This is a genomic window from Streptomyces chromofuscus (assembly GCF_015160875.1).
GTDB classification, from domain to species: Bacteria; Actinomycetota; Actinomycetes; order Streptomycetales; family Streptomycetaceae; genus Streptomyces; species Streptomyces chromofuscus.
The window spans coordinates 6,391,921-6,417,177 of sequence record NZ_CP063374.1 but is presented as its reverse complement, the minus strand read 5'-3'; the positions used below and the strand labels follow the sequence as shown (position 1 = coordinate 6,417,177).

18 protein-coding genes and 3 pseudogenes are annotated in these 25,257 nt (G+C 74.0%); 10 read left to right on the top strand and 11 right to left on the bottom strand.

The annotated features are described in order from the left end of the window. Positions 1–148 precede the first annotated feature (148 nt). On the bottom strand, positions 149–1,498 hold the full coding sequence (locus IPT68_RS28840; RefSeq protein ID WP_189702094.1) for a radical SAM protein: 1,350 nt from the start codon (positions 1,496–1,498) through the stop codon (positions 149–151). A 227-nt stretch (positions 1,499–1,725) separates the two neighbouring features. On the opposite strand from IPT68_RS28840, the gene IPT68_RS28835 reads away from it, so the two are divergent. The 4 genes and pseudogenes from IPT68_RS28835 (at position 1,726) to IPT68_RS28820 (ending at position 6,755) form a co-directional block, all read left to right on the top strand. Then, positions 1,726–2,970, top strand: coding sequence for an FAD-binding protein (locus tag IPT68_RS28835; protein WP_189702095.1), 1,245 nt, complete (start codon positions 1,726–1,728; stop codon positions 2,968–2,970). Positions 2,971–2,982: 12 nt separating this feature from the next. Continuing rightward, positions 2,983–3,336: pseudogene (locus IPT68_RS28830) on the top strand (carbohydrate ABC transporter permease); the annotation flags it as partial. A gap of 12 nt (positions 3,337–3,348) precedes the next feature. Continuing rightward, positions 3,349–6,210 carry a glycoside hydrolase family 2 TIM barrel-domain containing protein gene (locus IPT68_RS28825; RefSeq protein ID WP_189702096.1) on the top strand — a complete coding sequence of 954 codons (2,862 nt, stop codon included), beginning with the start codon at positions 3,349–3,351 and terminating at the stop codon, positions 6,208–6,210. Between the two features lie 53 nt (positions 6,211–6,263). Next, on the top strand, positions 6,264–6,755 hold the full coding sequence (locus tag IPT68_RS28820; RefSeq protein ID WP_189702097.1) for a diadenosine tetraphosphate hydrolase: 492 nt from the start codon (positions 6,264–6,266) through the stop codon (positions 6,753–6,755). A gap of 19 nt (positions 6,756–6,774) precedes the next feature. Here the strand turns inward: IPT68_RS28820 and IPT68_RS28815 are convergent, their stop codons facing one another. From IPT68_RS28815 to IPT68_RS28800, 4 genes and pseudogenes are all read right to left on the bottom strand, one after another. Beyond that, positions 6,775–7,287, bottom strand: a complete 513-nt coding sequence (locus tag IPT68_RS28815) for a hypothetical protein (protein WP_189702098.1) — start codon at positions 7,285–7,287, stop codon at positions 6,775–6,777. After that, positions 7,284–8,987, bottom strand: a complete 1,704-nt coding sequence (locus tag IPT68_RS28810; RefSeq protein ID WP_194074019.1) for a PHP domain-containing protein — start codon at positions 8,985–8,987, stop codon at positions 7,284–7,286. Before IPT68_RS28810 ends, IPT68_RS28815 begins: the two co-directional genes overlap by 4 nt. 214 nt (positions 8,988–9,201) lie before the next feature. Further along, a pseudogene (locus IPT68_RS28805) lies at positions 9,202–9,444 on the bottom strand (isocitrate lyase/phosphoenolpyruvate mutase family protein); the annotation flags it as partial. A gap of 163 nt (positions 9,445–9,607) precedes the next feature. Beyond that, the gene (locus IPT68_RS28800; RefSeq protein WP_189702099.1) at positions 9,608–11,317 is read right to left on the bottom strand and encodes a DUF2264 domain-containing protein; all 1,710 of its coding nucleotides are present in this window, start codon (positions 11,315–11,317) and stop codon (positions 9,608–9,610) included. A gap of 316 nt (positions 11,318–11,633) precedes the next feature. Here IPT68_RS28800 and mmuM point away from each other — a divergent pair, with 316 nt between their 5' ends. Continuing rightward, on the top strand, positions 11,634–12,566 hold the full coding sequence (gene mmuM / locus IPT68_RS28795; protein WP_189702100.1) for a homocysteine S-methyltransferase: 933 nt from the start codon (positions 11,634–11,636) through the stop codon (positions 12,564–12,566). Positions 12,567–12,996: 430 nt separating this feature from the next. Here the strand turns inward: mmuM and IPT68_RS28790 are convergent, their stop codons facing one another. Beyond that, complete coding sequence (locus tag IPT68_RS28790; protein WP_189702101.1) at positions 12,997–14,616, bottom strand: carboxylesterase/lipase family protein; 1,620 nt, start codon at positions 14,614–14,616, stop codon at positions 12,997–12,999. A 331-nt stretch (positions 14,617–14,947) separates the two neighbouring features. Between IPT68_RS28790 and IPT68_RS28785 the strand changes: the two genes are divergently transcribed. Continuing rightward, positions 14,948–15,961, top strand: coding sequence for a hydroxyacid dehydrogenase (locus tag IPT68_RS28785; RefSeq protein ID WP_189702102.1), 1,014 nt, complete (start codon positions 14,948–14,950; stop codon positions 15,959–15,961). Between the two features lie 239 nt (positions 15,962–16,200). On the opposite strand, the gene IPT68_RS28780 is transcribed toward IPT68_RS28785, so the two are convergent. Next, on the bottom strand, positions 16,201–16,848 hold the full coding sequence (locus IPT68_RS28780) for a ThuA domain-containing protein (RefSeq protein WP_189702103.1): 648 nt from the start codon (positions 16,846–16,848) through the stop codon (positions 16,201–16,203). Positions 16,849–17,131: 283 nt separating this feature from the next. On the opposite strand from IPT68_RS28780, the gene IPT68_RS28775 reads away from it, so the two are divergent. Then, on the top strand, positions 17,132–17,539 hold the full coding sequence (locus IPT68_RS28775; RefSeq protein ID WP_189702104.1) for a VOC family protein: 408 nt from the start codon (positions 17,132–17,134) through the stop codon (positions 17,537–17,539). Here the strand turns inward: IPT68_RS28775 and IPT68_RS28770 are convergent. The 3 genes and pseudogenes from IPT68_RS28770 to IPT68_RS28760 form a co-directional block, all read right to left on the bottom strand. After that, the gene (locus tag IPT68_RS28770) at positions 17,522–18,211 is read right to left on the bottom strand and encodes a helix-turn-helix domain-containing protein (RefSeq protein ID WP_189702105.1); all 690 of its coding nucleotides are present in this window, start codon (positions 18,209–18,211) and stop codon (positions 17,522–17,524) included. The genes IPT68_RS28775 and IPT68_RS28770 overlap by 18 nt on opposite strands. Positions 18,212–18,295: 84 nt before the next feature. Beyond that, complete coding sequence (locus tag IPT68_RS28765) at positions 18,296–19,294, bottom strand: AraC family transcriptional regulator (protein WP_189702106.1); 999 nt, start codon at positions 19,292–19,294, stop codon at positions 18,296–18,298. A 48-nt stretch (positions 19,295–19,342) separates the two neighbouring features. Next, a pseudogene (locus IPT68_RS28760) lies at positions 19,343–19,624 on the bottom strand (zinc ribbon domain-containing protein); the annotation flags it as partial. A 74-nt stretch (positions 19,625–19,698) separates the two neighbouring features. Between IPT68_RS28760 and IPT68_RS28755 the strand changes: the two are divergent. Continuing rightward, the gene (locus IPT68_RS28755) at positions 19,699–20,514 is read left to right on the top strand and encodes an NmrA family NAD(P)-binding protein (protein WP_407699455.1); all 816 of its coding nucleotides are present in this window, start codon (positions 19,699–19,701) and stop codon (positions 20,512–20,514) included. A gap of 18 nt (positions 20,515–20,532) precedes the next feature. On the opposite strand, the gene IPT68_RS28750 is transcribed toward IPT68_RS28755, so the two are convergent. After that, a complete protein-coding gene (locus IPT68_RS28750) occupies positions 20,533–21,702 on the bottom strand; it encodes a YihY/virulence factor BrkB family protein (protein ID WP_189702108.1) in 1,170 nt (389 codons plus the stop codon). Between the two features lie 110 nt (positions 21,703–21,812). Here IPT68_RS28750 and IPT68_RS28745 point away from each other — a divergent pair, with 110 nt between their 5' ends. After that, a complete protein-coding gene (locus tag IPT68_RS28745; RefSeq protein ID WP_189702109.1) occupies positions 21,813–23,447 on the top strand; it encodes an acyl-CoA dehydrogenase family protein in 1,635 nt (544 codons plus the stop codon). A 308-nt stretch (positions 23,448–23,755) separates the two neighbouring features. After that, positions 23,756–25,054, top strand: coding sequence for a GAF domain-containing protein (locus tag IPT68_RS28740; RefSeq protein ID WP_228039970.1), 1,299 nt, complete (start codon positions 23,756–23,758; stop codon positions 25,052–25,054). Positions 25,055–25,257 lie beyond the last annotated feature (203 nt).

Sequence of the window (25,257 nt, the reverse complement as noted above, 5' to 3'; positions counted from 1 at the left end):
GAGCCTTTCACGCTTTCGACACAACTGACAAGACGGGTTTCCGCATCGCGGCACCACCGGCGGTGCGCCGCCCGGCCGCCCGCGTCCGTCCGCCGCCCGTCGCGACACTCCCCTGTGTCCGGACGGGCGGACGGACGACCACGACGGACTACGCCTTCGCCGCGTGCGGAGCCGGCCGCGGTTCCTCCTGCTCCTCCAGGGCGGGGAGGCTGTCCATGAAGGAGCTGACGGAGAAGACGGCGCGGCCGGGACCGGGCGGGCCGTAGCCGGGCGGGGAGGTGAGGCCGAAGTCGTCCATGGTGGCGCGGTAGGCCTCCAGCAGCCGGATGTGGTACTCCAGCGGCGCCCCCTGCGGGTTGGCCTTGCCGAGCGGCGTCGTGGGCTCGGGGCACCAGGTGGTGAACCGGGGCGTGATGCCGTGCGACATGAAGAAGCGCAGGCCCTCGGTGGTGGAGGCGATGGCCTCGTCGACGGTCTTGAAGCCGAAGGGCTCCGCCATCTCCACGCCCGCGACGAAGTTGGGGATGACGTTGCGGGCGCCGAAGACCTCGGCCGAGTCGAGGATGCGCCGGTGCCACTCGTCGCGGCCGACGTAGCGCTCCTTGCCCGGGCAGTACATCTTGAACAGGTACTCGTCCCACACCTCGTAGTTGGGGTGGTAGATCTGCACGCCGTAGTCCTTGAACCGCTGCACGTCGTCGCGCGGCAGCGCCTGGGCGACGACCTTGCCGATCCACCGGCCCGGGAAGCGCTCCTCGATGGCCTTGGCGTAGTGGCCGTAGAAGTCGGCCTCGTCGCGGCCGGAGACCGTCTTCGTGATCGCGCCGCCGGTCAGCGTGTACGCGGTGGACGCCTTGGCGGTGTCGTAGCGGTCGATGATCTCCAGGGCCTCCAGGACCTCCTCGACGTCCTTCACCCCGGTGTACGGCCGCCCCGCCGCCTTGTGCTGGCGCCAGTTGTGATTGATGTCGCAGTACTGGCACTCCTCCTTGGCGCCGAAGTACTGGCAGACCCGGAAGACGGTCAGGTAGATCAGGTAGCCCCACTGGATGGTCGGGGCGACCTCCATCACGGACTTCCCGTTGGCGAGCTTGTGCCGGTAGTACTCCGGCATGGGCGGCACGCCGACGTCGGCGATCCGCCTGCCGTCGAGGTAGAGGCCGAGCACGCCCTGGTCGTCGGCGGCCACGCGGTACGGCGACGACGGGTTCACGCGCACCGAGACGACGGTGCGCCGCAGGTCGTAGGGGCCGCCGGTGAGGATGATCTCCTCCGGCGGCCGGCGCAGCGCCGCCTCGCCCAGCTCGGGCAGGGTGCCGTGGTCGAAGGAGAAGATGAAGTACGACTTCGGCTTGACCTCACCGCCCTCGTTGTCGCTGAGCGCGGACGGATCGAAGGCGACACCGCCCCGGAGCAGGTCCTCCTTGAAGACGGCCTCCCGCGGCACGTGCGGGAAGCGCTCCATCAGATCCTCGACGAGCGCGGTGCGGCTGCTCATCCTCGTGTCTCCTCCCTGCGGTGGCGTGCTGCGATGTTCGACTCCTCACGGTATGCCCCCCGCCTCCCGGGCCCTGCATCCGGGTCCGGCGGGAGCGCCGGAAGCGGTCCTGCCGATCGTGATCGCGCGGGCCGCAGCCAGGGAGGTGTTGCGCCGGGTGACGTGGTGACCGGGGGTGGTTTGCTGGTCTCCTACGTCGACACCACACGTGGGACAGGAGCGACCGCATGACGGGCACCGTGACCAACTGGGCGGGCAACATCACCTACGCCGCCAAGGAGGTGCACCGCCCGCACTCGCTCGACGCGCTGCGCTCCCTCGTCGCGGCCGGCCCGCGGGTGCGGGTGCTGGGCAGTGGGCACTCGTTCAACGAGGTGGCCGATCCGGGCCCCGAGGGCGTGCTGCTCTCTCTGGACGCCCTGCCGCCCGGGATCGACGTCGACACGACGGCCCGTACGGTGCGCGTCTCGGGCGGCGTCCGGTACGCCGAGCTCGCCCGCCGGGTCCACGCGCGCGGCCTCGCCCTGGCCAACATGGCCTCCCTGCCGCACATCTCCGTCGCCGGCTCGGTGGCGACCGGCACCCATGGCTCCGGTGTCGGCAACGCGCCCCTGGCCGCCGCGGTGCGGGAGGTCGAGCTGATCACCGCCGACGGCACGACCGTCTCGGTCGCCCGCGGCGAGGAACGCTTCGGCGGCGCGGTCACCTCCCTGGGCGCGCTGGGAGTCGTCACGGCCCTCACCCTCGATCTGGAGCCGGCGTTCGAGGTCGAGCAGCACGTCTTCACCGAACTGCCGCTGACGGGACTGGACTTCGAGGCGGTCATGGCGGTGGCGTACAGCGTCAGCCTGTTCACCGACTGGCGCGAGCCCGGCTTCCGGCAGGTGTGGGTCAAGCGGCGCACCGACCGGCCGATGCCCGGCTTCCCCTGGGCCGCGCCCGCGCGGCGGGCGCTGCACCCGGTGCCGGGGATGCCCGCGGTCAACTGCACCCAGCAGTTCGGCGTCCCCGGGCCGTGGCACGAGCGCCTGCCGCACTTCCGTGCCGAGTTCACACCGAGCAGCGGCGCCGAGTTGCAGTCGGAGTATCTGATGCCGCGGTCCCGCGCCGTCGACGCGCTGCACGCCCTCGACGCGATCCGTACGGTCCTGGCGCCGGTCGTGCAGACCTGCGAGGTGCGCACGGTGGCCGCCGACGCGCAGTGGCTGAGCCCCGCGTACGGGCGGGACAGCGTGGCCGTGCACTTCACCTGGGTCCCGGACACGGCGGCGGTGCTGCCGGTGGTGCGCCGGGTGGAGGAGGCGCTCGACGCGTTCGACGCGCGGCCGCACTGGGGCAAGGTGTTCGCACTGCCGGGGGCGGTGGTGCGGGAGCGGTTCCCGAGGCTCGCGGACTTCCGGCGGCTGACGCGGGAGCTGGATCCGGCGGGCACGTTCCGCAACGCGTTCCTCCGGGGCGTCCTGGACGACTGACCCCGCGTCCCGCAGTACTTCCTCGGGGTCCCCAAGGAGCTGGAGGAGGCGGCACGCGTGGACGGGCTCGGCCACTGGGGTGCGTCCTGGCGTGTCGTGGTGCCCGACTCGCTGCACTTCTTCGCGGCGATCGCGACGATCACCTTCGTCCACGGCTGGAGCGCGTTCCTGTGGCCGCTGGTCGTCGGCCACGACCCCGGCGCCCGGACCGTCCAGGTCGCCCTCTCCTCGTACATCACCCAGGCCGTCAACCACCACCTGATCTTCATGGCCACCGCCCTTTCCATCCTGCCCCTGGTGTTCGTGTTCCTCTTCCTGCAGCGCCGGCTGGTGCAGGGGATCGCGCAGACCGGCATCAGAGGCTGACCTAGGAGACCGATGTCCCTGCGCACCACCACACCCTCCGCCGGCTACGTCGAGGACGTCGCACCGGGCCGCGGGGCCCTGCCGCCCCGTGCCCGGTACGCCTCGGACGCGGCCCGGCTGTCCCTCAACGGCGACTGGCGCTTCCGGCTGTCGCCGACCGCCGACGCCGAGGACGACTCCTTCGCCGAGCCCGGCTACGACGCCGGGGCCTGGCCGCAGGTCGCCGTCCCCGGCCACTGGGTCCTCCAGGGCCACGGGGCGCCCGCCTACACCAACCACCTCTACCCCTTCCCGGTCGACCCCCCGCACGTCCCCACCGACAACCCCACCGGCGACCACCTGCGCCACTTCGACCTGCCCGACGGCTGGCCGGAGACCGGGGACGCGGTGCTGCGCTTCGACGGCGTCGAGTCGTGCGCCCGCGTCTGGCTGAACGGCACGGAACTCGGCGAGTTCAAGGGCTCCCGCCTGCCCCACGAGTTCGAGGTCGCCCAGCTGCTGAAACGGGTCGGCAACGTGCTCGCGGTCCGGGTGCACCAGTGGTCGGCGGGCTCCTACCTGGAGGACCAGGACCAGTGGTGGCTGCCGGGCATCTTCCGTGACGTCACCCTGCTGCACCGCCCGGTGGGCGGCGCGCGCGACTTCTTCGTGCACGCCTCCTACGACCACCTCACCGGCGAGGGCACCCTGCGCGTCGACTCCGACGTGCCCGGCCGGGTCACCGTCCCGGAGTTGTCCGTCGACATCGCCACCGGCGAGCCGGTCACCGTCGCCGTCGAGCCCTGGACCGCCGAGACCCCACGCCTCTACGAGGGCGTCCTGGCCACCGAGGGCGAACGCGTCGCGCTGCGCGTCGGGTTCCGCACCGTCGCCCTCGAGGACGGCCTGATCAAGGTCAACGGGAGGTCGGTCCTGTTCAAGGGCGTCAACCGGCACGAGTGGCACCCCGAGCGCGGCCGTGCCCTCGACGTCGAGACCATGCGCGCGGACGTGCTGCTGATGAAGCGGCACAACGTCAACGCCGTCCGCACCTCCCACTACCCGCCGCACCCGGCCTTCCTCGACCTGTGCGACGAGTACGGCCTGTGGGTCGTCGACGAGTGCGACCTGGAGACCCACGGCTTCGTCACGCAGTCCTGGCGGGACAACCCCTGCGACGACGACCGCTGGACCCCGGCCCTGCTCGACCGTGCCGCCCGGATGGTCGAGCGGGACAAGAACCACCCGTCGGTCGTCGTCTGGTCCCTCGGCAACGAGGCCGGCACCGGACGCGGGCTGACCGCCATGGCCGAGTGGATCCACGGCCGCGACGACTCCCGCCTCGTGCACTACGAGGGCGACGTCGACTGCCGCGACACCGATGTGTACTCGCGGATGTACGCCCCCCACGCCGAGGTCGACAGGATCGGCCGCGGGCTGGACGGCGGCACGCACAAGCGCCGCGCGCTGCCCTTCATTCTCTGCGAGTACGGCCACGCCATGGGCAACGGCCCCGGCGGCCTCGCCGACTACCAGCGGATCTTCGAGTCCCACGACCGGCTCCAGGGCGGCTTCGTCTGGGAGTGGATCGACCACGGCGTGGCCCACCCGGAGCTGGGCTTCGCCTACGGCGGCGACTTCGGCGAGGAACTGCACGACGGCAACTTCGTGTGCGACGGCCTGGTCTTCCCCGACCGGACGCCGTCACCGGGGCTGACCGAGTTCAAGAAGGTGATCGAGCCGGTCCGGATCGACGGCGACGGCCCGTCCGGCGCGGTCCGTGTCACCAACACCCACGACTTCGCCGACCTGTCCGCGCTCGCCTTCGAGTGGTCCTACCAGGTGGACGGTGAGACGGCCGAGTCCGGCCCGCTGTCCGTCCCGCCGCTCACGCCGGGCGAGTCGGCCGACGTGAAGCTGCCCGCGCCGCCCGACGCCCCCACCGGGGCCGAGACCCAGTGGACGGTACGGGCCCTGCTGGCGCGGGACACGCCGTGGGGCGAACGGGGTCACGAAGTGGCCTGGGCGCAGCTTCCCGTCGGCCGGCGGGAGTCCGTCGTGCCGGCCGCCACCGCGTCCCCGGCCGCCGACGGACCGCTGCTGCGCCTGGGACCGGCGGCCTTCGACGCCCGCACCGGCGCCCTGCGTGCCGTCGGCGGCGTGGAGGTGACGGGGCTCCGCCTGGACGTCTGGCGCGCCCCCACCGACAACGACGAAGGGGCCCCCTGGCAGCCCGACGCCCGTTACGGGCCGCTGTGGCGCAGGCTCGGCCTGCACCGGATGCAGCACCGGCTGGACGGCGTCGAGGTGGGCGGGGACGCGCTGACGGTACGGACCCGGGTGGCGCCCGCGGCCGCCGAGGTCGCCCTGCGGACGGTGTACCGCTGGACAGCCGACGGGAACCGGCTGCGGCTGTGCGTCTCGGTGACGCCCGAGGGCGACTGGCAACTGCCCCTGCCCCGGCTCGGCATCCGCTTCGGGCTGGCGTCGGCCGACCGCGTCACCTGGTTCGGCGGCGGCCCCGGCGAGGCGTACCCCGACACGAAGGCCGCCTCGAAGCTGGGCCGTTGGCGGTCCACGGTCGACGCGATGCAGACCCCGTACGTCCGCCCGCAGGAGAACGGCGCCCGCGCCGACGTCCGCTGGGCGGAACTCGGCGGCCTGCGCGTGGACGGCGACCCGGAGTTCTGGCTCACCGCGCGGCGCTGGACCACCGAGCAGCTGGACGCCGCCCGGCACCTGACCGATCTCACGCCGGGCGGGACGGTGTGGGTGAACCTGGACCACGGCCAGATGGGCATCGGCTCCCAGTCCTGCGGCCCCGGCGCCCTCCCCCAGTACCACCTGCACGCACGGCCCAGCACGTTCTCGTTCGTCTTCACGCCGACCGGCTGAGCGGCGCCACCGAGGTCCGGGCCGGCGACCCGGACCTCGTACACTCCCGCCTCATGACCGACGAGGACGGAACAGACGGTGACTGGCGCGCGGACCGGATCGGCAGCGCCCTGCGCGGCGAGAACCCGACGGTGCTGCGCCGGCTGAACGCCGGTTTCGCGGTGATCGGGGACGTGCAGTTCCTGCCGGGCTACTCGGTGCTGCTGGTCGACGACCCGGCGGTGCAGCGGCTGTCCCAGCTGCCGAGGTCGCGGCGGCTCGCGTTCCTCAACGACATGGACCGGCTGGGCGAGGCCGTGGAACGCGCCTGCCGGCGGCTCGACCCGGCCTTCCGCAGGGTCAATCCGGAGATCCTCGGGAACACCGACGCCTACCTGCACGCCCACGTCTGGCCGCGCTTCGACTGGGAGCCGGCCGACCGCGTGCGCCTGCCCGTGTGGCTGTACCCCCGGGACCACTGGAGCGACGAGCGGTACGCGCTCGGGCCGCGCCAGGACACCCTGCGCGAGGCCGTCGGCGGGGAGCTGGACCGGCTCCCCGCCTGACAGCGGCGCTCGCCGGCTCTCAGTGGTCGGCGCAGCAGGGTGTCGGGTCGGGCACCTCGAAGGGCACCAGAGTGCCGCCGACCGCGGGCATGACGGCGAGCACCAGCTCACCGTCCTGCCACTGCGGCCGTACGTGGTCCCGCGTGACGACGGCGGCGTCCGGCGCCGGGGGTTCCGTCGTGCCCAGGACGCTCACGCGGCCGACCGCGGAGCGGGACAGCAGCTCCGCGACCGACAGCGTGCCGGTCAGGCCGGCCGCGCCCGGGTAGAGCACGGCGCGGCCGACCTCGTCGGGGGCGCCGTCCGTCACCGCGTACCCCTTGGCCGTCAGCCGCTCCCGCGTCGGCGGCAGGGCCGCCCGCGACGCGAGGGCGAAGGACAGCACGACCCGCGGCCGCTCGTCCCGCACCAGGTGCGTGCAGCCGAACGTGCTCTCGGGAAGGGCGAGTTCGGCCGCCAGCGTCTGGAGCAGGTGGTCGGCCGCGCGCAGGTCCCTCAGGCCCGCGTCGACGGTGAGGACGTACGGCTTCACGAGGGCAGGACCCACACCGGGTTGGAGTAGAACCACAGGTCCAGCCACGGGTCGGCGTCGCCGACGACGTCCAGCGCCGGGCCGGCCGGGTCGACGGCCGCGCCCATCGCGCCGACGGCGCTGCGCCTGCCGTCCGTGCCGCGCAGGCGGACGTAGACGGGGCGGTCGACGTTGCCGAGGTCGTAGGTGAGGCGGACGGTGCCGGTGGACTTGTTCACCTCGTACGACTTGACGACCTTGGCGGTCGGCGCGGTGAAGGTGTCCTTGTCCTTGACCTCGCCGGTCACGTCGCCCTGGATGACGTCGACGCGGGCCAGGTTCGGGACGAAACCGGCCCAGTTGGGGCCGCCGGCCGGCGCCACGTCCACGGTCAGCGTGACCTTCGTGCCCTTGCGCACGTGCAGGGCGCCGCCGAGGGTGGCCCAGCGGCTGCCGCCGGACACCCGGACGTCGAGGCCGCTGATCAGCTGGCCGTGGTCGACCCAGATGCGGCCCGCGCGGATGCCGTCCATGACGGCGGCGTAGGAGAAGCCGTCGGAGCCGACGTGGGTGCGGCTGTAGTAGCCGGGCCAGTAGTCGCCCTGGGTGACGTCGATCTTGCCGGCGTAGACCGGGTCGTCGTAGCGGCCGCCCGCGTTGAAGTCGCCGCCGCCGCGCGCGGCGGTGTCGGCGTACACCTGGTGGGAGTCGGAGTTCGCGGTGATCCACCAGGGCTTGCCCTCGGCGAGAAGGCTGTCCCACAGGCCGCCGACGGTGGAGGTCATCCAGTCGAAGCCGCCCCAGGTGCGGTAGCTCTCCAGCGGGTAGCCGGCGAAGGAGTCGGCGCTGGGGTTGTTGTCGTAGATGCCGCGGGCCCGGCCCATGCCGAGCGGCGCGGGCAGGCCGGCGGCCTGGTGGCCGGGCGCGCCCTCGAAGCCGACGGCGATCTGGTGGCCCGCGGGCGTCGCGTCACGCCAGGCGCGGATCTCGTGCGGGGAGTCGACTCCGCGCCGCGCCGGGTGGTTGGCGAGCATCAGCGCGTCCTGGACCTTGCGCCGCTTCACCTGGTCGGAGAGGAAGGCGAGGCCCGCCACGGCCAGTGCCTCGTTGGCGGGCGAGTTGCCGCTCGCGCCCTTGACGCTGCCGTCGTAGTCGGTCTCGAACTGCTTGAGGACGGAGACCTCGTTCTTGCCGGGGTGCACGAACACCGTGCCGTGCTCGGCGGCCGGGATGTTCCACTCCAGCCCCTGGAAGACGAGGGTGTCCTCGTAGGCGGCGCGGGCCTGCTGGATGTCCGGGTTGACCTTCTCGACACCGATCTTGGCGTGCGTGGCGCTGCCGTGGTCGGTGATCACCAGCCAGTCCATGCCGTGCTTGGCGCCCTGCCGGACCTGGTCGACGACGCGGTACTTGCCGTCGCTGCTGTACTGGGTGTGGATGTGGTGGTCGCCGGCGAGCCACAGGAAACCCTTGCCGCGGCGGCCGTTGGTGGCGGCGGCCGCGGGGGCCGTGCCGGCGGTGCCCGACAGCACGCTGCCGGCGGCCAGGCCCGCGCCCAGCAGGCCGGCGCGGCGCAGCAGCGAGCGGCGCGACTGCTGCTCCGGGGTCAGGGCCTCGTCGGGCACGGAGGTGTCGAAGGCGGCGGGCAGCGGCGCGTGCTCGTGCCCGTGGCCGTGATCGTGTCCGTGGTGATGATGCCCGTGTCCGTGGCTGTGCCCCATGATGTTCCTCCTGGATACCGCTGCTGCCGTCTGCGGCGGTTGCCTTTTTTCCGGTGCTTCTGCGCCGTGTGAGGAGAATCGAGGCAGCAGGTGAACGTTCCACGACCCACGGGTGATCCCCGGACGTCATGGACACGGCCGCTCACCCGCGCACACACAGGTTGTCCAACCAACCCTTCACGACCACGAGTTCACCCGGCCCCCGAGCGAGCGCTCCTCCCTCCGCGTCGACGGAGAGCAGGAACGGCTCCCTGCCGAGGGTGAGGGCCGGCCGCAGCGTCTCGTCGCGGGTCCGTGCCGCGCCGTCGGGCGGCCCGGCCGCCGCGGCGACCGCGAGACTGGTCGTGCCGATCGCCGGGAAGCCCTGCGCCGCGAGGGCCCGGGCGGAGGCGTGGTTTCAGGCGTTGGGGAGCAGCAGCGGCTCGGCCGCGTGCTGCAGTGCGCTGAAGGGAGTCATGACGGCACGGTAGGGGCGGATCGCTTCGGTGCCGGCCGAAGTGTGACGGCGGCTCGACTACGCGGCCCTCGCCGCCCGTGCCGTGAGACGCCCCGCGCGGCGCGTGCCGGTGCCGGTGTCGGTGTCGGTGTCGGTGTCGGTGTCGGCAAGCGTGCCGCCCGCGTCACACGGGCGTCACCGTCCACGACGGCGCGCCCGACCGGTCGGCCGACGTCCTGAACCGGAAGCGCGCGGCGGTTCCGGCGGACCACCGCACGCGCAGTTCGCGGGCGTCGTGGACGTCCACCGAGACCAGGTCCGCGAGGGGTGCCGGGTCCGTCTCCCCGGTCAGGCGCGCCAGGGCGACGAACAGGGCGGGGGTGTCGGTCACGGTACCGGTGAGGGCGTCGTCGAGGCCGCTGACCGGGGCGAGTTCCGCGCGCATGCCGTCCTTCGCGGCCCACCCCGTGACCCGCACCGGGGTCCCCGCCGCGGCCCCCGCCACCAGATGGGCGCGCACCTCGACCGCGCCCTCGGCCGCCACCAGGCTCGTGACACGAACGCCGTCACCGACGGTGTGCCGGGAGGCCGCCCAGCCCTCCCCCACTCCGAGCGGCTCGATCTCCGTCCGGCTCGCGTCGTCCCCGACGATCACGCTGTTGTCGTACGACGCCGAGGGCTCCGTCGCCGTCGAGTAGGCCAGGCGCGTGTAGTACGGGTCGTAGCGCACGTCCTCGCTGCCGTGGTTGTGGAGCCGGACCACACCGTCCGAGCGCGTGGACTGCAGCAGCCAGTTGGGCGGGCCGACCGGCGTGACCGCGTCGGCCCGCTCGGCCGGGCCCGGTTCCTCGGTCGCCGTCCACACCTCGTGCCCGGCGGGCAGGAGGAGGCCGAGGAAGCCCTTGCTCGCCCAGTACGGGGACGCGGGTCCCGAATAGCTCTGCAGCACCGCCTCGTCGGGGCCGTGCCAGCCGAGGGTCAGCAGTCCCCGTGCGTCCACCGCTCCCCGGTCCAGGAAGTGACGCAGCGCACCCGACGCCAGCCGCCGCGTCTGTCCCGGCGACAGCGGGGTGTGCCCGGTGAGCGCGCCGAGCCACAGCGGGGCGGCGGTCGCGAAGCGGTAGGTGAGGGAGCGGCCCTGGAGCATCGGGGCGCCGTCGGAGCCGAACAGGCGGGCGTAGTCGGCGAGGTGCCGGGAGAGCCGGCCGCCGTACAGGTCCAGCGACCGGTGCTCGTCGGCCAGCCAGGCGTGCAGCACCGGGTAGAGGTGCATCGCCCAGCCGTTGTAGTAGTCGAACTTGCGCCCGTCCCCGTCGGTGTACCAGCCGTCCCCGACGTACCAGCCCTCGATGCGCTCCAGCCCACGGTCGACCGCCGTGCGGGACGCCTCCGTCTCGTGGCCGATCTCCTGGAGAAACCCGCCGACCGTCACCGGGAACAGCTCCCAGTTGCACGGCCAGGGCTCGGCGGTGAGCGCGTCGGTGAGCCAGGCGACCGTCCGCCCGCGTACGGCGTCGTCGAGCCGGTCCCACAGCAGGTCGCGGGTCAGGCGCAGGGCGAGGGCGATGGACGCCGCTTCGACCAGGGGCTGGCTGCGGTCCCTGACGCGGGGCCAGACGCCGCCGGGGCCGGCGGCGAGGCCGTCCGCGTACCGTTCGAGCACGGTCTCGTCACGTCGGAAGGCCGCCAGCAGCAGCGTGCGGGCGTAGCCCTCCAGGCCGTCCGAGAGCCTGCCGGACACGCTCGTGCGGTCGCCGGGCAGGTGGTAGAGGGCGCGGTCCTCGGTGGCGCAGGGCTCCACGGCGGCGAGCAGGCAGTCGGCGGCGGCCTCCCAGTGGGCGCGCGTGAAACCGGTGTACGGGCTCCGGGTGCGGTCGTCCGGGGGCAGATCCATCGGCGGGCTCCTTCCGGGGCGAAGCACCTGGCGGCTGAACGGTACGCCACTCAACAAGCGCTTTCTACCGCACCGAGTGCCGTCAGCGCCGCACCGCGGACGGTCGCCGGCGGCACGCAGTTCACCTGCAACGGTGGAACCGACCAGCAATGGACCGGCGGCGGCTACGGGGCGAAGTGAGCGAGTGACTTCGCTGCCGTCCGCCCCGAGGCCCGGCGGGGGCAAATCGTTCCTATCGGGCCGCAGGAAGCCGACGGCGCCGATCGGTACACCCCGTCGGTGGCCCGATCCGGACGACAGGCCCTAGCGTCGAGACATGACCAGTGGCACCCTGCGACCCCCGACCGGCCTCGCCGAGGCGCTCGCCGCGGGGGCGGTCGTCCTCGACGGCGGCCTGTCCAACCAGCTCGAGTCGGCCGGGCACGACCTCGGCGACGAGCTGTGGTCGGCGCGGCTGCTCGCCGAGCGGCCCGAGGCGATCACCGAGGCACACCTCGCCTACTTCCTGGCGGGCGCGAGCGTGGCGATCACCGCCAGCTACCAGGCCACCTTCGAGGGCTTCGCCCGGCGCGGGATCGGCCACGGGCGGGCGGCCGAACTCATGCGCCTAGGCGTCGAGGCGGCGCGCGAGGCGGCGGCGCGCGCGGCGGCGAAGGGGGTCGCCCGGCCGCTGTGGGTGGCGGCCTCGGCCGGCCCCTACGGGGCGATGCTCGCGGACGGCTCGGAGTACCGGGGCCGTTACGGGCTGACGGTGAACGAGCTGGAACGCTTCCACCGCCCCCGGCTGGAGGCGCTCGCCGCGGCCCGGCCCGACGTACTGGCCCTGGAGACCGTTCCGGACGCCGACGAGGCGACGGCCCTGCTGCGGGCGGTGCGGGGACTCGGCGTGCCGGTCTGGCTGTCGTACACCGTGGCCGGCGACCGCACCCGCGCCGGACAACCGCTCCAGGAGGCCTTCGCCCTGGCCGCCGACGTGGACGAGGTGATCGCGGTCGGCGTGAACTGCTGCGCGCCGCGGGACGTCGGCGGCGCCGTCGCGACCGCGGCCCGGGTGACTGGCAGGCCGGTGGTGGCCTATCCCAACAGCGGCGAGACCTGGGACGCCGGGGCCCGCACCTGGAGCGGCCGCTCCACGTTCTCCCCGGAGCAGGTCGAGGACTGGCGCGACCGCGGTGCCCGTCTGATCGGCGGCTGCTGCCGGGTCGGACCCGACACGATCGCGACCGTCGCGCGGACGCTGACGGGGTGAGGCACGGGCGTTGCCGCCGTACGGCAGGTGTCCGGCCTCCGCGCGATCTCCGTGCCGCGCTGTGCGGGCCCCTCCTCCGCAGCGGCGCCCGGGGCCGACGCCGGGAGGCCCACGCCGAGGAGGCCGACGCCGGCAGGCCGACGCGAGGATCGCGGCGCGAGGGGCCCGACGCCGACAGGCCGACGCCACCAGACCGTCGCCGGCAGGCCGACGCGAGGAAGCCCGCACGAGGAGCCCGACGCCGACAGGCCGACGCCACCAGACCGTCGCCGGCAGGCCGACGCGAGGAAGCCCGCACGAGGAGCCCGACGCCGGCAGGCCGACGCCAAGAGGCCGTCGCCGGCAGGCCCTCAGGAAGCCGTCGCCAGCAGGCCGACGCCCGTCCCGGTCCCGGCGTCACAGCCGGCCCACGCCCGTCCCGGCCCCGGCGTCAGTGTCGGCGGACGCCGGCCGAGCGGCGCAGGAGCCGGACGACCGACCGCATTTCCGCGTTGCGGACCGGCGGATCCCCGGCCGCGGCGGAGGCGGGCGCGGCCTCCGCGTCGAGGAGATCGGCTGTCCACAGGGCGAGCTCGCGGTCGCGCGGCCCGTGGGCGGTGTACGGCTCCCTCGTCGCCCCCCGCCGCCCCGCCGCCCCCGGCTCGCACTCGCCGAAGATCCGCACGGGGTGCGCGGGGTCCCACGCCTGCCAGCCCGGGTCGCCGTCGACCGCGAACCTCACCCACGCCGCGTGCATCGCGTCGGCCAGTTCCGCCGGTGCGCCCCAGCCCGCCAGCTTGGCCGACTCCGGGACCTCGTCGGTGTCGAAGACGAAACCGAGCTCCAGGGCGTGACATGCGCCGAGCCCCGGCAGCAGTGAGGGCCAGGCGAACTCGTAGACGTACGACGATCCGGGGCGGGCGTCGGCCAGCCGGTGCAGCGGGCCGCGCAGCAGGTGGTCGGTGAGCAGCTGGCCGACGATCTCGGCGGTGCCCGCCTCGGGGTGCAGGGCGCGGTAGCCGCGCGGAACGGCGTGGCCGCAGTGGCAGCGGGCCATCGCGCCGGCCAGGGCCACGGCACCGAGCCGGTCGACGCGCTCCAGCAGGCCGCCGGGCACGAGCCACAGCCGGTACTCGTCGCGGGTCCAGCCCAGGAGCAGGTCGGCGCCGGCCGCGGCCTCCCCCTCGACCAGCGCCGCCAGCGGATCGCGGGGCACGAGGTCACCGTCGACGACGATCCCGAAGGCCGGTCCGCCCACCACCGGACTGCTGAGCCGGCCGACCTCGGCCTGGGTGCGCAGGAGCAGCTCGCGGTCGACGGCGGCGAAGGCCTCGGCGGTCGCGGGCACCTTCAGCCGGGCCGCCATCCGGCGCACCATCCGCCGCACCTTGTCCCGCTCGGACGCCTCCGGCGGGCCGCTCTGCAGGACCGCGCGCCGGAACAGGCCCTGGGCCTGCGGGGCCGCGATCAGGGCGCCGGCGCTGATCGCCCCCGCCGACTGTCCCGCCAGCGTCACCCGGCCGGGATCGCCGCCGAAGGCCTCGATCGACTCGTGCACCCACCGCAGGGCGGCGAGCTGGTCCCGCAGGCCGGGGTTGGCGGGCGCGTCCGGGAACAGGCCGTACCCCTCGACCCCCAGGCGGTAGTTGACGGAGACGAAGACGACCCCGTCGCGCGCGAAGGTGCGCCCGTCGTACACGGGAACGCACGACGACCCCCTGGTCAGGGCGCCGCCGTGCAACCACACGAGCACCGGGAGCCGCGCGCCCGGCGCGGGTTCGGGAGTCCAGACGTTCAGGTTGAGGCAGTCGTCGCCGGGCACGATCGGGTCGGACAGGTACTGGGCGAACGCCTCCGAGTACGGCGGCTTGGGCGGGGTGGGCCCGAAGGCGCCCACGTCGCGCACGCCGTCCCAGGGCTCCGGTGGCACGGGCGGCCGGAACCGGCGGGGGCCGAAGGGGGGCGCCGCGTACGGGATGCCCCGGAAGACCGCGACACCGCCCTCGCGGCGGCCTCGTACGGCGCCGTACGGCGTCCTGACCACGGGGTCCGCGAGATCTGCCGCCGTCATGAGTCCACCAGCCCTTCCCCGCGCTCGTGCACCACTCCGGTCAGAGCATCACATCGGCGAAAGGTATTCCGGTGCACGGGCGCGGAGTCGGGCCCCGGGCTGGGCCGTTCGGCGTACGTCGGCGTCCGTCGGCGCGCACCGGTGTTCGTCTGCGTGCGTCGGCGTGCCGGGGCAGGCCCCCTCTGCCGGGCCCTTTCTGCCAGGCCCTTTCCGGCGATTGCCCCTCCGCCGGAGCCGGATCTACCGTAGAAGGCGCTTTCACAACCCCGTTCCTGTCCGCCTCGCCCGGCCCACCCAGCCATGTCGGGCCCCTCCTCGCCTCGGGAGAGACATGCCCGCCGCCCGACCGCCCAGGGCCGTGTTCGCCATGGATCCGGTGCATCTGCCGCTGCTCTTCCCCGCCCCGCTCCTCACGCGCCTGCGGCGGACGGCGGACATCGACCCGGCGCTCGTCGTCGGGGACTTCGCCGACCCGGGCGTGGCGGACGCGCTGTCCCGTGCCGAGGTGCTGGTCACGGGCTGGGGGTGTCCGCCGCTGGACGAGAACGCCCTGGCCGCGGTCCCGTCCCTGCGCGCGGTCCTGCACGCCGCCGGTTCCGTCCGCCCGCTCGTCGGCGAGGCCCTGTGGAGACACGGCGTCGCCGTCTCCAGCGCGGTCACCGCCAACGCGGCGCCGGTGGCCGAGTACACGCTCGCGATGATCCTGCTGGCCGGGAAGGACGCGTTCGCCCTGCGCGAGGACTTCCGCGTCACGCACGCCCGGCCGACGGCCGCGCGGACGGCGGCGGTCGGGAACCTCGGCCGCCGTGTCGGCGTCATCGGCGCCTCCCGCGTGGGCCGCAGGCTGCTCGAACTGCTGCGGCCCTACGACTTCGAGATCCTGCTGCACGACCCCTACGTCGACGCCGCCGAGGCGGCCGCGCTCGGCGCCCGGCCGATGTCGCTGGACGCCCTGCTGAGCGGCAGTGACATCGTCACCGTGCACGCGCCAGACGTCCCCGCGACGCGCCACATGCTGAACCGGGAGCGCCTGGCCCTGATCCGGGACGGCGGCGTGCTCGTCAACACCGCCCGGGGCGCCCTCGTCGACCACGCCGCCCTCACCGACGAGTTGGTCTCCGGCCGGCTCAGCGCGATCCTGGACGTCACCGAACCCGAGCCGCTGCCCCCGGACTCGCCCCTCTACACCCTCCCCAACGTCTTCCTCACCCCGCACATCGCCGGTTCGCTCGGCAACGAGCTGGAACGGCTCGGCCGCGTCGTGGTCGAGGAACTGGAACGCCTCGCGGCGGGCCTGCCCCTCGCCCACGAGGTGCGCCACGCGGACTTGACCCGGGTCGCCTGAACCGGCCGGGCACGTCCGGCGATCACCCCCTGGTTCACGGTGATCACCCCCGGTTCCCGCGTCGTCACGTCCCCCTGCCGCCCACTTGGATAGGAGTCTTACTGCAGGAAGCGCCTTCTGACGGTCGTCGCGGACCGTCGACCCTGGAGGCACTCGTGGTAGTCGGAAGGCCACCGCCCGGAAAGCACCCGCACCGAGTTGTCGACCCGTCCGGTGGAACGCGCGAGCACCGCCCCGCGCTACTCCGTGCCCGCCGCCCAGCCGATCCCGCCCCGCAGATGGGCGCGGAAGTCCGCGTCCGCGTACACCTCGGAGGCGTGGCCGAGGGCGGTGTAGAAGACGCGTCCGGCGCCCTGCTCGCGGCACCACGCCAGGGGATGGTCGTCGCCCATTCCGCCGCCCTGGTACGAGGACTCGTCGGCGGAGACGAGGACGCGCACCGCACCGCGCGGGCTGGTGCGGAAGTCGTACCACTCGTCGCTGAGGGACCACACGGGCGGCAGATGCCGGGTCGCGGGGTGGTCACGGTCCTCGACGAGGGCCTTGCCCGGCTGGTACGCGGGGTGGCGGGCGAAGCGGGCGCCGAGCAGTTCGCCGTAGTACGGCCAGTCGTCCTCGGTGCAGGCCGCCGCGTGCACGCCGACGAAGCCGCCGCCCGACTCGACGTAGGCGGCGAGCCGCTCCCGCCCTGGCGGTGTGAGCACCTCGCCGCTGGTGGAGAGGAAGAGGACGGCGGCGTACCCGTCCAGGGGCGCCTCCAGGGCCGCCGGATCCTCGGTGTGCTCGACGTCGAACGGCCCGAGCGCGTCCACGGCGGCCACGGCGTCCGGGATGGAGTCGTGGCGGTAGTCGGTGGTGCGGGTGCAGACGAGCAGTCGCGTTGCCATGGCAGCCGAGCCTAGTGCCGCGGCAGCAGCGCGGCCGGCCTCCCCGTCATCCCCCTGCTGTCCTTCTCGGCCACGGCACCGGACCCGGCCGGCATCCAGCCCCTCCTCGCGGCCCTGGACACCGGACTGCCCCTCACAGCGGGGCCTGTGGGGCTGTCGTTCACGGTGGACACGCCGAGGGGACCGGTGCGGTTCGACTGAACCGGTCCCGGTGGGCCCGCCTCCGCGCCGCTGTCCGATTCCTTCAAGACGGCGCGCGGCAGCGCTGCCTACGGTGGGCCCCATGACTCCACGATTCGACGCCATCGGCCTGGTCGTCTCCGACATGGCCGCCTCCGTGGCCTTCTACCGCCGTCTGGGATTCGCCTTCCCGAACGGGGCGGAGGAACAGCCGCACGCGGAGGCCGAGTTGCCGGGCGGGCTGCGGCTGCTGCTGGACACGGAGGAGAGCGTGCGCTCGTTCCATCCCGGGTGGCGGCCGCCCACCGGGGGCGGCCGGGCCTCGCTCGCGCTGTTGTGCGACGGGCCGGACGAGGTCGACGCGGTGTACGAGGAGATGGTGGGCGCCGGCCACCGGGGCGAGCTCAAGCCGTGGGACGCCTTCTGGGGCCAGCGGTACGCCGTCCTGCACGACCCGGACGGCAACGGCGTCGACCTGTTCGCCCCGCTGCCGTCAGCCGCCGCCCAGTAGCTCGCCCAGGGTGGCGCCCGCCAGGTCCCTGACGTCCCGCGACAGGTGCGGCTGGTCGGCGTAACCGGCCGCCGCGGCCGTCTCCGCGGGCGGCAGGCCGGTCCGCGCGAGCCTCAGGGCCCGTTGCAGCCGCAGCACACGGGCGAGCGTCTTCGGGCCATATCCGAAAGCGGTCAGCGCGCGGCGGTGCAACTGCCGTGCGCCGAGGCCGAGTTCATCGGCGGTCGCGGCGACCGGGCGGCCCGCGTCCAGCGCCGTGACGATCCGCCGCAGCAGCGGGTCCGGCGGATTGGCGTCGGCCGCGAGGGCCAGCGCGGCGTCCTCCAGGCCGCGTGCCGGATCGCCGGCCGCGTGCACGCGTGCGGTGAGCCGGCGTGCCCGCGCGGCCGGCCACAGGTCGGCGAGTTCGGCCCGCCGGTCGCGCAGTTCGTACGCGGGCAGGCCCAGGAAGGTGGGCGCGGTGCCCGGGAAGAAGCGCACGCCCGCCCAGGGGCCGCCACCGCCGGCCGTGGAGTGCGCGCGTGTGTCCGGGCCCGCGACCAGCAGCCGTCCGTCGTGCCAGAGCAGGTCCATGCAGCCGTCGGGCAGCACCCGCCCCGCGCCGGGGGCCTTCGAGGGGGTGTTCGTCCACACCACCGCGCCGGTCAGCCGCGCGGCCCGCTCCATGTACACGTCCGCCAGGCTACGCCGCCGGGCACACGCCGCGCCGCCCCGAGGCCCCCGCTTCCCCCCGGCCCCGCGCCCTTCGCGCGCGCCCTACACGCCCGCCACCTGCGTCCGCCGGGCGACCGTCCGCGTCCGGTGCTCCTGAGGGCTCACCCCGTACACCCGCTTGAACGCGCTGGACAGGGCGAACGCGCTGCCGTACCCGACCTGACGGGCGATCGCCTCCAGGGTGTCGTCGCTGTCGCGCAGGCGGTCGGCGGCGAGGGCGAGGCGCCGGCCGGTGAGGTAGGCCATCGGGGGTTCGCCCACCAGTTCGGTGAAGCGGCGGGCGAGCGCGGCCCGGGACACCCCGGCCTCGGCGGCGAGCGACGCCACCGTCCACGGACGCGCCGGATCGTCCTGAACGCGGCGCAGGACGCGGCCGACGACCGGGTCGGCCTGCGCCCGGTACCAGGCCGGGGCCTCGGCCTCGGGGCGCGAGAACCAGGCCCGCAGAGCGGCGATGACCAGCAGGTCCAGCAGCCGGTCCAGGACGACCTCCTGCCCCGCCTCATCCCGCCCGATCTCCTCCATCAGGAGCGGGGTGAGCGGGCACCGCCAGACGTCCGAGGGGAGCGACAGCAGCGGGGGCAGGGCGTCGAGGAGCCGGCCGCTGATCTCGCCCTGCCACAGGTAGGTGCCGATGAGCAGCACCGCCGCGCCGTCGAGCCGGTCGCCCCAGGTGCGCACGCCCAGGTCCATCCGGCCGCGCAGCGAGCCGCCGTCGGGGTAGTGGCACGCGCCGCCCGGCAGGATCAGCGCCTGCGGCGCCGTCGCGGGGTCGTCGCCGCAGGTGTACGGGGCGGGTCCGCGGGCGATGGCGAGGTCGCCGGCCCGCAGCCGCACGCGCTCGCCCGTGTCCGGGACGATCCAGGCGTCGCCGCGCACCATCAGCATCACGGTGAGCGGTGCCCGGTCCTCGACCCGTACGGCCCAGGGCGGATCGAAGCACGCCCGGATCATGAAGGCGCCCCGCGCGCGTGGGCCCTCCAGCAGGCGTGCGAGGGGGTCCCCCCGCGTGTGCGTGTTCGAGCGCGGGGGAACGTCCATGGCGCCAGCTTAAAGTGCTCTCCCGGCTGAAGGCCGGGAGATTCCCTCCTACCTTGCGGTGGCGGGCTTGACGCCACGAGTGCGCCTGACGACTGCCCTCCCGGCAGCCGGGACGAGCGCGTGGCCCGTCCGATACAGGTGCAAGACGTTCCGGGCTGCGTTGTGGTCGGCATTGCCCGACCATCCGCAGTCCGGGTTCTTGCACCCGAACGTGGCTTGGTCTTCCCGGCTGCCCGGTGTGGTGAAGCCGCATGTGGAGCAGCGCAGGGAGGTGTTCGGGGCGGGGACCTTGTGCAGGGTGCCGCCATGGCGGGCGGTACGCGCGCGCAGGGGAATGAGCCGCTCAGCGATGGGCCCGTGGAGCGGTGCGGCAGTTCACTGGAGGCATGACACGGAAATCGGGCATGACAGTCGTGGTGACCGGGGCGTCCGGTCGCACGGGCAGCCGGGTGGCGCGGGCCGCGCTCGCGGCGGGGCTGACGGTGCGGGCGGCCACGCGCGCACAGGGCTTCGACTGGGCGGACCGCTCGACGTGGGCGCGGACGCTGCGCGACGCGGACGCGGCGTACCTCGTCCACCCCGGCGACGTCGGCTCCCCGCAGGCCACCCGCGCGGTCGGGCTGCTCGCCCACGAGGCGGTCTCCCTCGGCGTACGGCGGCTGGTGCTGCTGTCGGCGCGCGGCGAGGTGCACGCGCGGCCCACCGAGGAGGCGCTGCGGGAGTCGGGCGCGGACTGGACGGTCCTTCGGTCGGCGTGGTTCATGCAGAACTTCAGCGAGGGGCCGCTGGTGGAGGAGCTGCGGGCGGGCGGGGAGCTGGTCTTCCCCGGCGGTGACGTGAAGGAGCCGTTCGTCGATCTGCGGGACGTCGCGGACGTGGTGGTGGCCGCGCTGACGGCGGGTGACCGCTACGTCGGGCAGGGCATCGACGTGTCGGGGCCGCGGCTGCTGACCTTCGGCGAGGCGGTGGCGGAGATCGCGCGGGCGACGGGGCGCGAGCTGACGTACCGGCCGGTGTCGGCGGCGGAGTACGGCGCCCGGTTGGCCGGGTTCGGTGAGCCGCCCGAGGCGGTCGACCTGCTCGTGGACGTGTTCGAGACCCTCCTGGACGGCCGCAACGCCCACCTCTCGGACGGCGTCGAGCGGGTGCTGGGCCGCCCGCCGAGGGACTTCACGCGGTTCGCGACGGAGGCCGCGGCGGCGGGGACGTGGACGGCGTGAACGGGGCCCCGGCCGCGCTCAGCCTTCGCCCGCCCGCTCCTGCCCGTTCTCCCCGCCGGCTTTCTGCGCGTTCTGCGCGCTCTTGACCTGGGTGCGCAGCCGTGCGGTCACGTCCTCCGGAGGAAGGAAGCGGGACCAGCGCTCGGGGAACTCGGACGGCATGTCGGGGTCGTCCGGGTCGGCGTCGGCCTCACGGGCCGCGGCGGCGCGGGCCACGTACTCGGCGACCTGCGCCTCGCGCAGCCGTTCGTTGGCGGCGCGGGCGGCGGCCGTCGCCGCGGCCGGCCAGACGCGGTCGATCGCCGCGTTGACGGCGGCGCCGACCAGCACGGCGAACGCGGACACACCGATCCACAGCAGCACGGCGACGGCCGCGGCCAGGGAGCCGTAGATCGTCGCGCCCTCGATGGTGTTCGTCAGGTAGATCCGCAGCAGGAAGCTGCCGAGCACCCACATCGCGAGGGCGACCAGGGCGCCGGGGACGTCCTCGACCCAGGGGGAGCGGACGGGGACCGACACGTGGTACAGCGTCGTCAGGAAGACGATCGACAGCACGATCACCACCGGCCAGTACAGGACCTGCACCACCGTCGTCGACCACGGCACGATGCGCACCACCGCGTCCGGACCCGCGACCATCAGCGGCAGCGCGACCGAGCCGATCAGCAGCGCCGCGAGGAACAGCAGGAACGCCACCAGCCGGGTCTTGACGATGCCGCGGACGCCGTCGAGGCCGTACATGACGGTGATCGTGTCGATGAACACGTTCACGGCCCGGGAACCGGACCACAGCGCGAACAGGAAGCCGATCGAGATGACGTCCGGCCGCCCGCCGGTCATCACGTCGTCCAGGATGGGCCGCGCGATCTGGTTCACGCCCTGGTCGGACAGGACCGTGCGGGAGGCCTCCAGGAGGTTGGTCTCCAGACTGGAGATGGTGTCGGTGCCGGTCCAGTCGTCGACGTAGCCGAGCAGGCCGATCATGCTGAGCAGCAGCGGCGGCACCGACAGCAGCGTGAAGAAGGCGGCCTCCGCGGCGAGGCCCAGGATGCGGTACTCGATGCAGGAGTTGACGGTGTCCTTGAGCAGCAGCCAGGCGGTCCTGCGCTTGGAGACGTTCCGGTAGAGCGCACGCGCGCGGTGGAGGCGACCGGAGGGTCGTGCGGGGATGTCACTTGCTGGCTGCACGACCCAAAGGTATCCGCCGGACGGGGAACGGTTCACCCTGGTCGGACGGTGGGCCACCGGGCCGGGTCCACGGGGTGACCACCTCCGTACCTCGGGGTAGGTTCCGAGGCATGGCACGCACCACCCACACCGTGACCAATCAGACCCCGCCGCTCGTCGGATACGACGTCTTCGGCGCGGACCGGGCCCTCGTGGCCGCCGTCGAACGGCACGTCGCCCCCGGCCTGCTCGACCAGGCGCTGGACGAGCTGTCGGGGCTCGGCCGCACCTGCGGGTCGGCCCAGGTGCAGGAGTGGGGGGTGCTGGCCAACGACAACCCGCCCGGACTGCGCACCCACGACCGGCACGGCCGCCGCATCGACGAGGTCGAGTTCCATCCGGCCTGGCACCGGCTGCTCGGCAAGGGCGTCGCCGCGGGCCTTACCGCGGCCTGGGCGCGGCCCGCCGGGCACGTGCGGCGGGCGGCCGGGTTCCTGATGTGGACGCAGGTCGAGGCCGGCAACGGCTGCCCGCTGTCCATGACCCACGCCGCCGTGCCCGCCCTGCGCACCGACCCGGACCTCGCCGCCGAGTGGGAGCCGCGGCTGACGTCCATGATCTACGACCGGGATCTGCGGCCCGCCGGGCAGAAGGCGGGGGCGCTGTTCGGGATGGCCATGACGGAGAAGCAGGGAGGCAGCGACGTCCGCGCCAACACGACCGTCGCCCGGCCGCTCGCCGAGGCCGGGACGTACGAGCTGACCGGGCACAAGTGGTTCTGCTCGGCGCCGATGTCGGACGGTTTCCTGGTGCTGGCCCAGGCCCCGGAGGGGCTGACCTGTTTCCTGGTGCCGCGGGTGCTCGCGGACGGCAGCAGGAACGTCTTCCTGCTCCAGCGGCTGAAGGACAAGCTGGGCAACCGTTCCAACGCCTCCGCCGAGGTCGAGTTCGACGGGACCTGGGCGCGCCGGGTCGGCGAGGAGGGACTCGGGGTGCGGACCATCATCGAGATGGTCGCCGCGACCCGGCTCGACTGCGTGCTCGGCTCGGCGGGACTGATGCGGCAGGCCGTGGCGCAGGCGATCCACCACGGCGCGCACCGCGAGGCGTTCGGCGGCAAGCTGATCGACAAGCCGTTGATGCGCAACGTTCTGGCCGATCTCGCCCTGGAGTCCGAGGCGGCGACCACGCTCGGGCTGCGCCTCGCCGCCGCCTACGACGACGGGGGCGAACAGGAGCGGGCGTTCCTGCGGCTGGCGGTGCCGGCCGCCAAGTACTGGGTGACCAAGCGCTGTACGCCGGTGGCGGTGGAGGCGGCCGAGTGCCTGGGCGGCAACGGTTACGTGGAGGAGTCGGGGCTGCCCCGGCTGGTGCGCGAGTCGCCGCTGAACTCGATCTGGGAGGGCGCGGGCAACGTCCAGGCGCTGGACGTGCTGCGCGCGCTGCGACGCGAGCCGGACGCCCTGAACGCCTACCTCCAGGAGGTCGGCCGGGCACGCGGCGCCGACCACCGACTGGACACCGCGATCAAGAACCTGCTGACCGAACTGGCCGATCTCGAGGGCGTCGAGGCCCGCGCCCGGCGCCTGGTCGAGCGGCTGGCGCTGGTGCTCCAGGGCGCGCTGCTCGTCCGGTACGCGCCGCCGGAGGTCTCCGACGCGTTCTGCGGCTCACGCCTGGGCGGCGACTGGGGTGCCTCGTTCGGCACCCTTCCGCACACGCTGGACCTGGCGTCGGTGGTGGAGCGGGCGCGGCCGGTCCGCTGAGGAACGCGGACCGACAGGGGTGGTGCTGCGCCGACACGGCACCACCCCTGCCCCTGCCGGCCCGTTGAGGCCATGCGCGCCGCACGGGCGGCGTCGCTCAAGTCTCATGCGCCGTGCGGCGGTCCACCAGGGTTGCAAGGGGTTGCAACTTTCCGGTGTCTGTGACCGGACTGGACCCCTCCGTCATCGGCGGACGGCAGTATGGGACGCACCATCAGGACGCGACCGGAAAACGACGCCGCCAGGGCTTGACAGCCGGTCGCACGTCAGTGTGAACCCGTGGGAGGACCTCAGTGCCGCGGTCGCCGATGAATCTCACTCACCTGGCCGCCGTCGACGCGCCCCGGGCCGCGCGCATGCTCAGTGCCGTGCGCGACGCCGCCCTCTCCGGCCGCAGCCCCCGCCTCGCCCCGCGCCCGGTCATCGAGGAGTCCTGGGGACGCATGCTGCGCAGCGGCGTGGACCCGGACCACGACTTCAGATCCGGCCTGCTGACGTGGGAGGAGATTCTGCGGCGGCGCGAGGACTCGCCGCTGCGGCATGTGCTGCCCGTGCTCAGGGAGGGCCTGGTCTCGGTCGCGGACACCGCCCAGCACATCATGGTGATCGCCGACGCGGACGGCCGGGTGCTGTGGCGCGAGGGCAGTTCCGCGGTGCTGCGCAAGGCGGACGGGCTGGGATTCCTGCTGGGCGCCGACTGGCGGGAGAGCATCGTCGGCACCAACGGCGTCGGGACGCCGGCGGTGGTGCGGCGGCCCGTGCAGGTGTTCGCCGCGGAGCACTTCGTCCGCTCGCACGCCTCGTGGACCTGCGCCGGCGCCCCCATCACCGATCCGCGCGACGGCCGGCTGATCGGCGTGGTCGACGTCAGCGGGCCACTGGAGACGATGCATCCGGCGACCCTCGCCTGGGTCGACTCGGTGGCCAAGCTCGCCGAGGCCCGGCTGCGGGAGCTGCATCTGACCGCGCTGGACCGGCTGCGCGCGGTGGCCGCTCCGGTGCTGGCCCGGCTGACCGGCCGGGCGCTGGTGGTGGACCGGGAGGGCTGGACGGCGGCGGTGACGGGAATGCCGTACATCAACCGGACAGCGCTGCCCAAGGCGCTGTCGCCGGGCCGCCGTTGGCTGCCCGTGCTGGGGCTGTCCGTGGTGGAACCGCTGGGCGGGGGCTGGCTGGTACGCCCCGCCGACGAGCCGCTGCCGTCCGGCGCCACCCGGATCGTGCTGGACCTGGGACAGCCGCGCCGCTGGTCGGTGACGGTGTCGGGCAGTGCGGGCTCCTGGAGCCAGGAACTGACGCCCCGGCACAGCGAGTTGCTGTTCCTGCTGGCCGAGCACCGGGCCGGCCGCACCGCCGCTCAGCTCGCCGAGGACGTGTTCGGCGATCCGCGCCGCACGGTGACCGTGCGTGCCGAGATGTCGCGGGTACGGCGGTATCTCGGCGGCCTGCTGGAGCACCGGCCGTACCGGTTCCGCGACGACGCCGAGATCGAGGTGGTGCTGCCGGCCGAGCCGTCCGCCCTGCTCCCGCACTCCGGCGCACCGGCGGTGCTGCGGGCCAGGGCGGCCTCGACGGTGCCCGGAGCGTTCTCGGGTGACGCACCGTGACGTCGCACGAGGGACGCCGTCGCCGGGGGTGGGCGAATGTCCCGAGTGGGGATTACCGGGGCGGATTCCCCGGGGCGGGATGACCGGGTCGGATTCCCGGGTCGGTTTGCGGGGACGGTTCCCCGGATCCGATGGCTTCTTTCGCGTATTTGCCGGGTCTGCGCCCGCAGTCCCCCGCACCTGACGTAGCATCCCCTACCGGG

Coding starts and splice junctions, on each gene's coding strand:
- IPT68_RS28840 (WP_189702094.1), bottom strand. CDS start 1,498: ATGAGCAGCCGCACCGCGCTCGTCGAGGATCTGATGGAGCGCTTCCCG.
- IPT68_RS28835 (WP_189702095.1), top strand. CDS start 1,726: ATGACGGGCACCGTGACCAACTGGGCGGGCAACATCACCTACGCCGCC.
- IPT68_RS28825 (WP_189702096.1), top strand. CDS start 3,349: ATGTCCCTGCGCACCACCACACCCTCCGCCGGCTACGTCGAGGACGTC.
- IPT68_RS28820 (WP_189702097.1), top strand. CDS start 6,264: ATGACCGACGAGGACGGAACAGACGGTGACTGGCGCGCGGACCGGATC.
- IPT68_RS28810 (WP_194074019.1), bottom strand. CDS start 8,987: ATGGGGCACAGCCACGGACACGGGCATCATCACCACGGACACGATCAC.
- IPT68_RS28800 (WP_189702099.1), bottom strand. CDS start 11,317: ATGGATCTGCCCCCGGACGACCGCACCCGGAGCCCGTACACCGGTTTC.
- mmuM (WP_189702100.1), top strand. CDS start 11,634: ATGACCAGTGGCACCCTGCGACCCCCGACCGGCCTCGCCGAGGCGCTC.
- IPT68_RS28790 (WP_189702101.1), bottom strand. CDS start 14,616: ATGACGGCGGCAGATCTCGCGGACCCCGTGGTCAGGACGCCGTACGGC.
- IPT68_RS28785 (WP_189702102.1), top strand. CDS start 14,948: ATGCCCGCCGCCCGACCGCCCAGGGCCGTGTTCGCCATGGATCCGGTG.
- IPT68_RS28780 (WP_189702103.1), bottom strand. CDS start 16,848: ATGGCAACGCGACTGCTCGTCTGCACCCGCACCACCGACTACCGCCAC.
- IPT68_RS28775 (WP_189702104.1), top strand. CDS start 17,132: ATGACTCCACGATTCGACGCCATCGGCCTGGTCGTCTCCGACATGGCC.
- IPT68_RS28765 (WP_189702106.1), bottom strand. CDS start 19,294: ATGGACGTTCCCCCGCGCTCGAACACGCACACGCGGGGGGACCCCCTC.
- IPT68_RS28755 (WP_407699455.1), top strand. CDS start 19,699: ATGACAGTCGTGGTGACCGGGGCGTCCGGTCGCACGGGCAGCCGGGTG.
- IPT68_RS28745 (WP_189702109.1), top strand. CDS start 21,813: ATGGCACGCACCACCCACACCGTGACCAATCAGACCCCGCCGCTCGTC.
- IPT68_RS28740 (WP_228039970.1), top strand. CDS start 23,756: ATGAATCTCACTCACCTGGCCGCCGTCGACGCGCCCCGGGCCGCGCGC.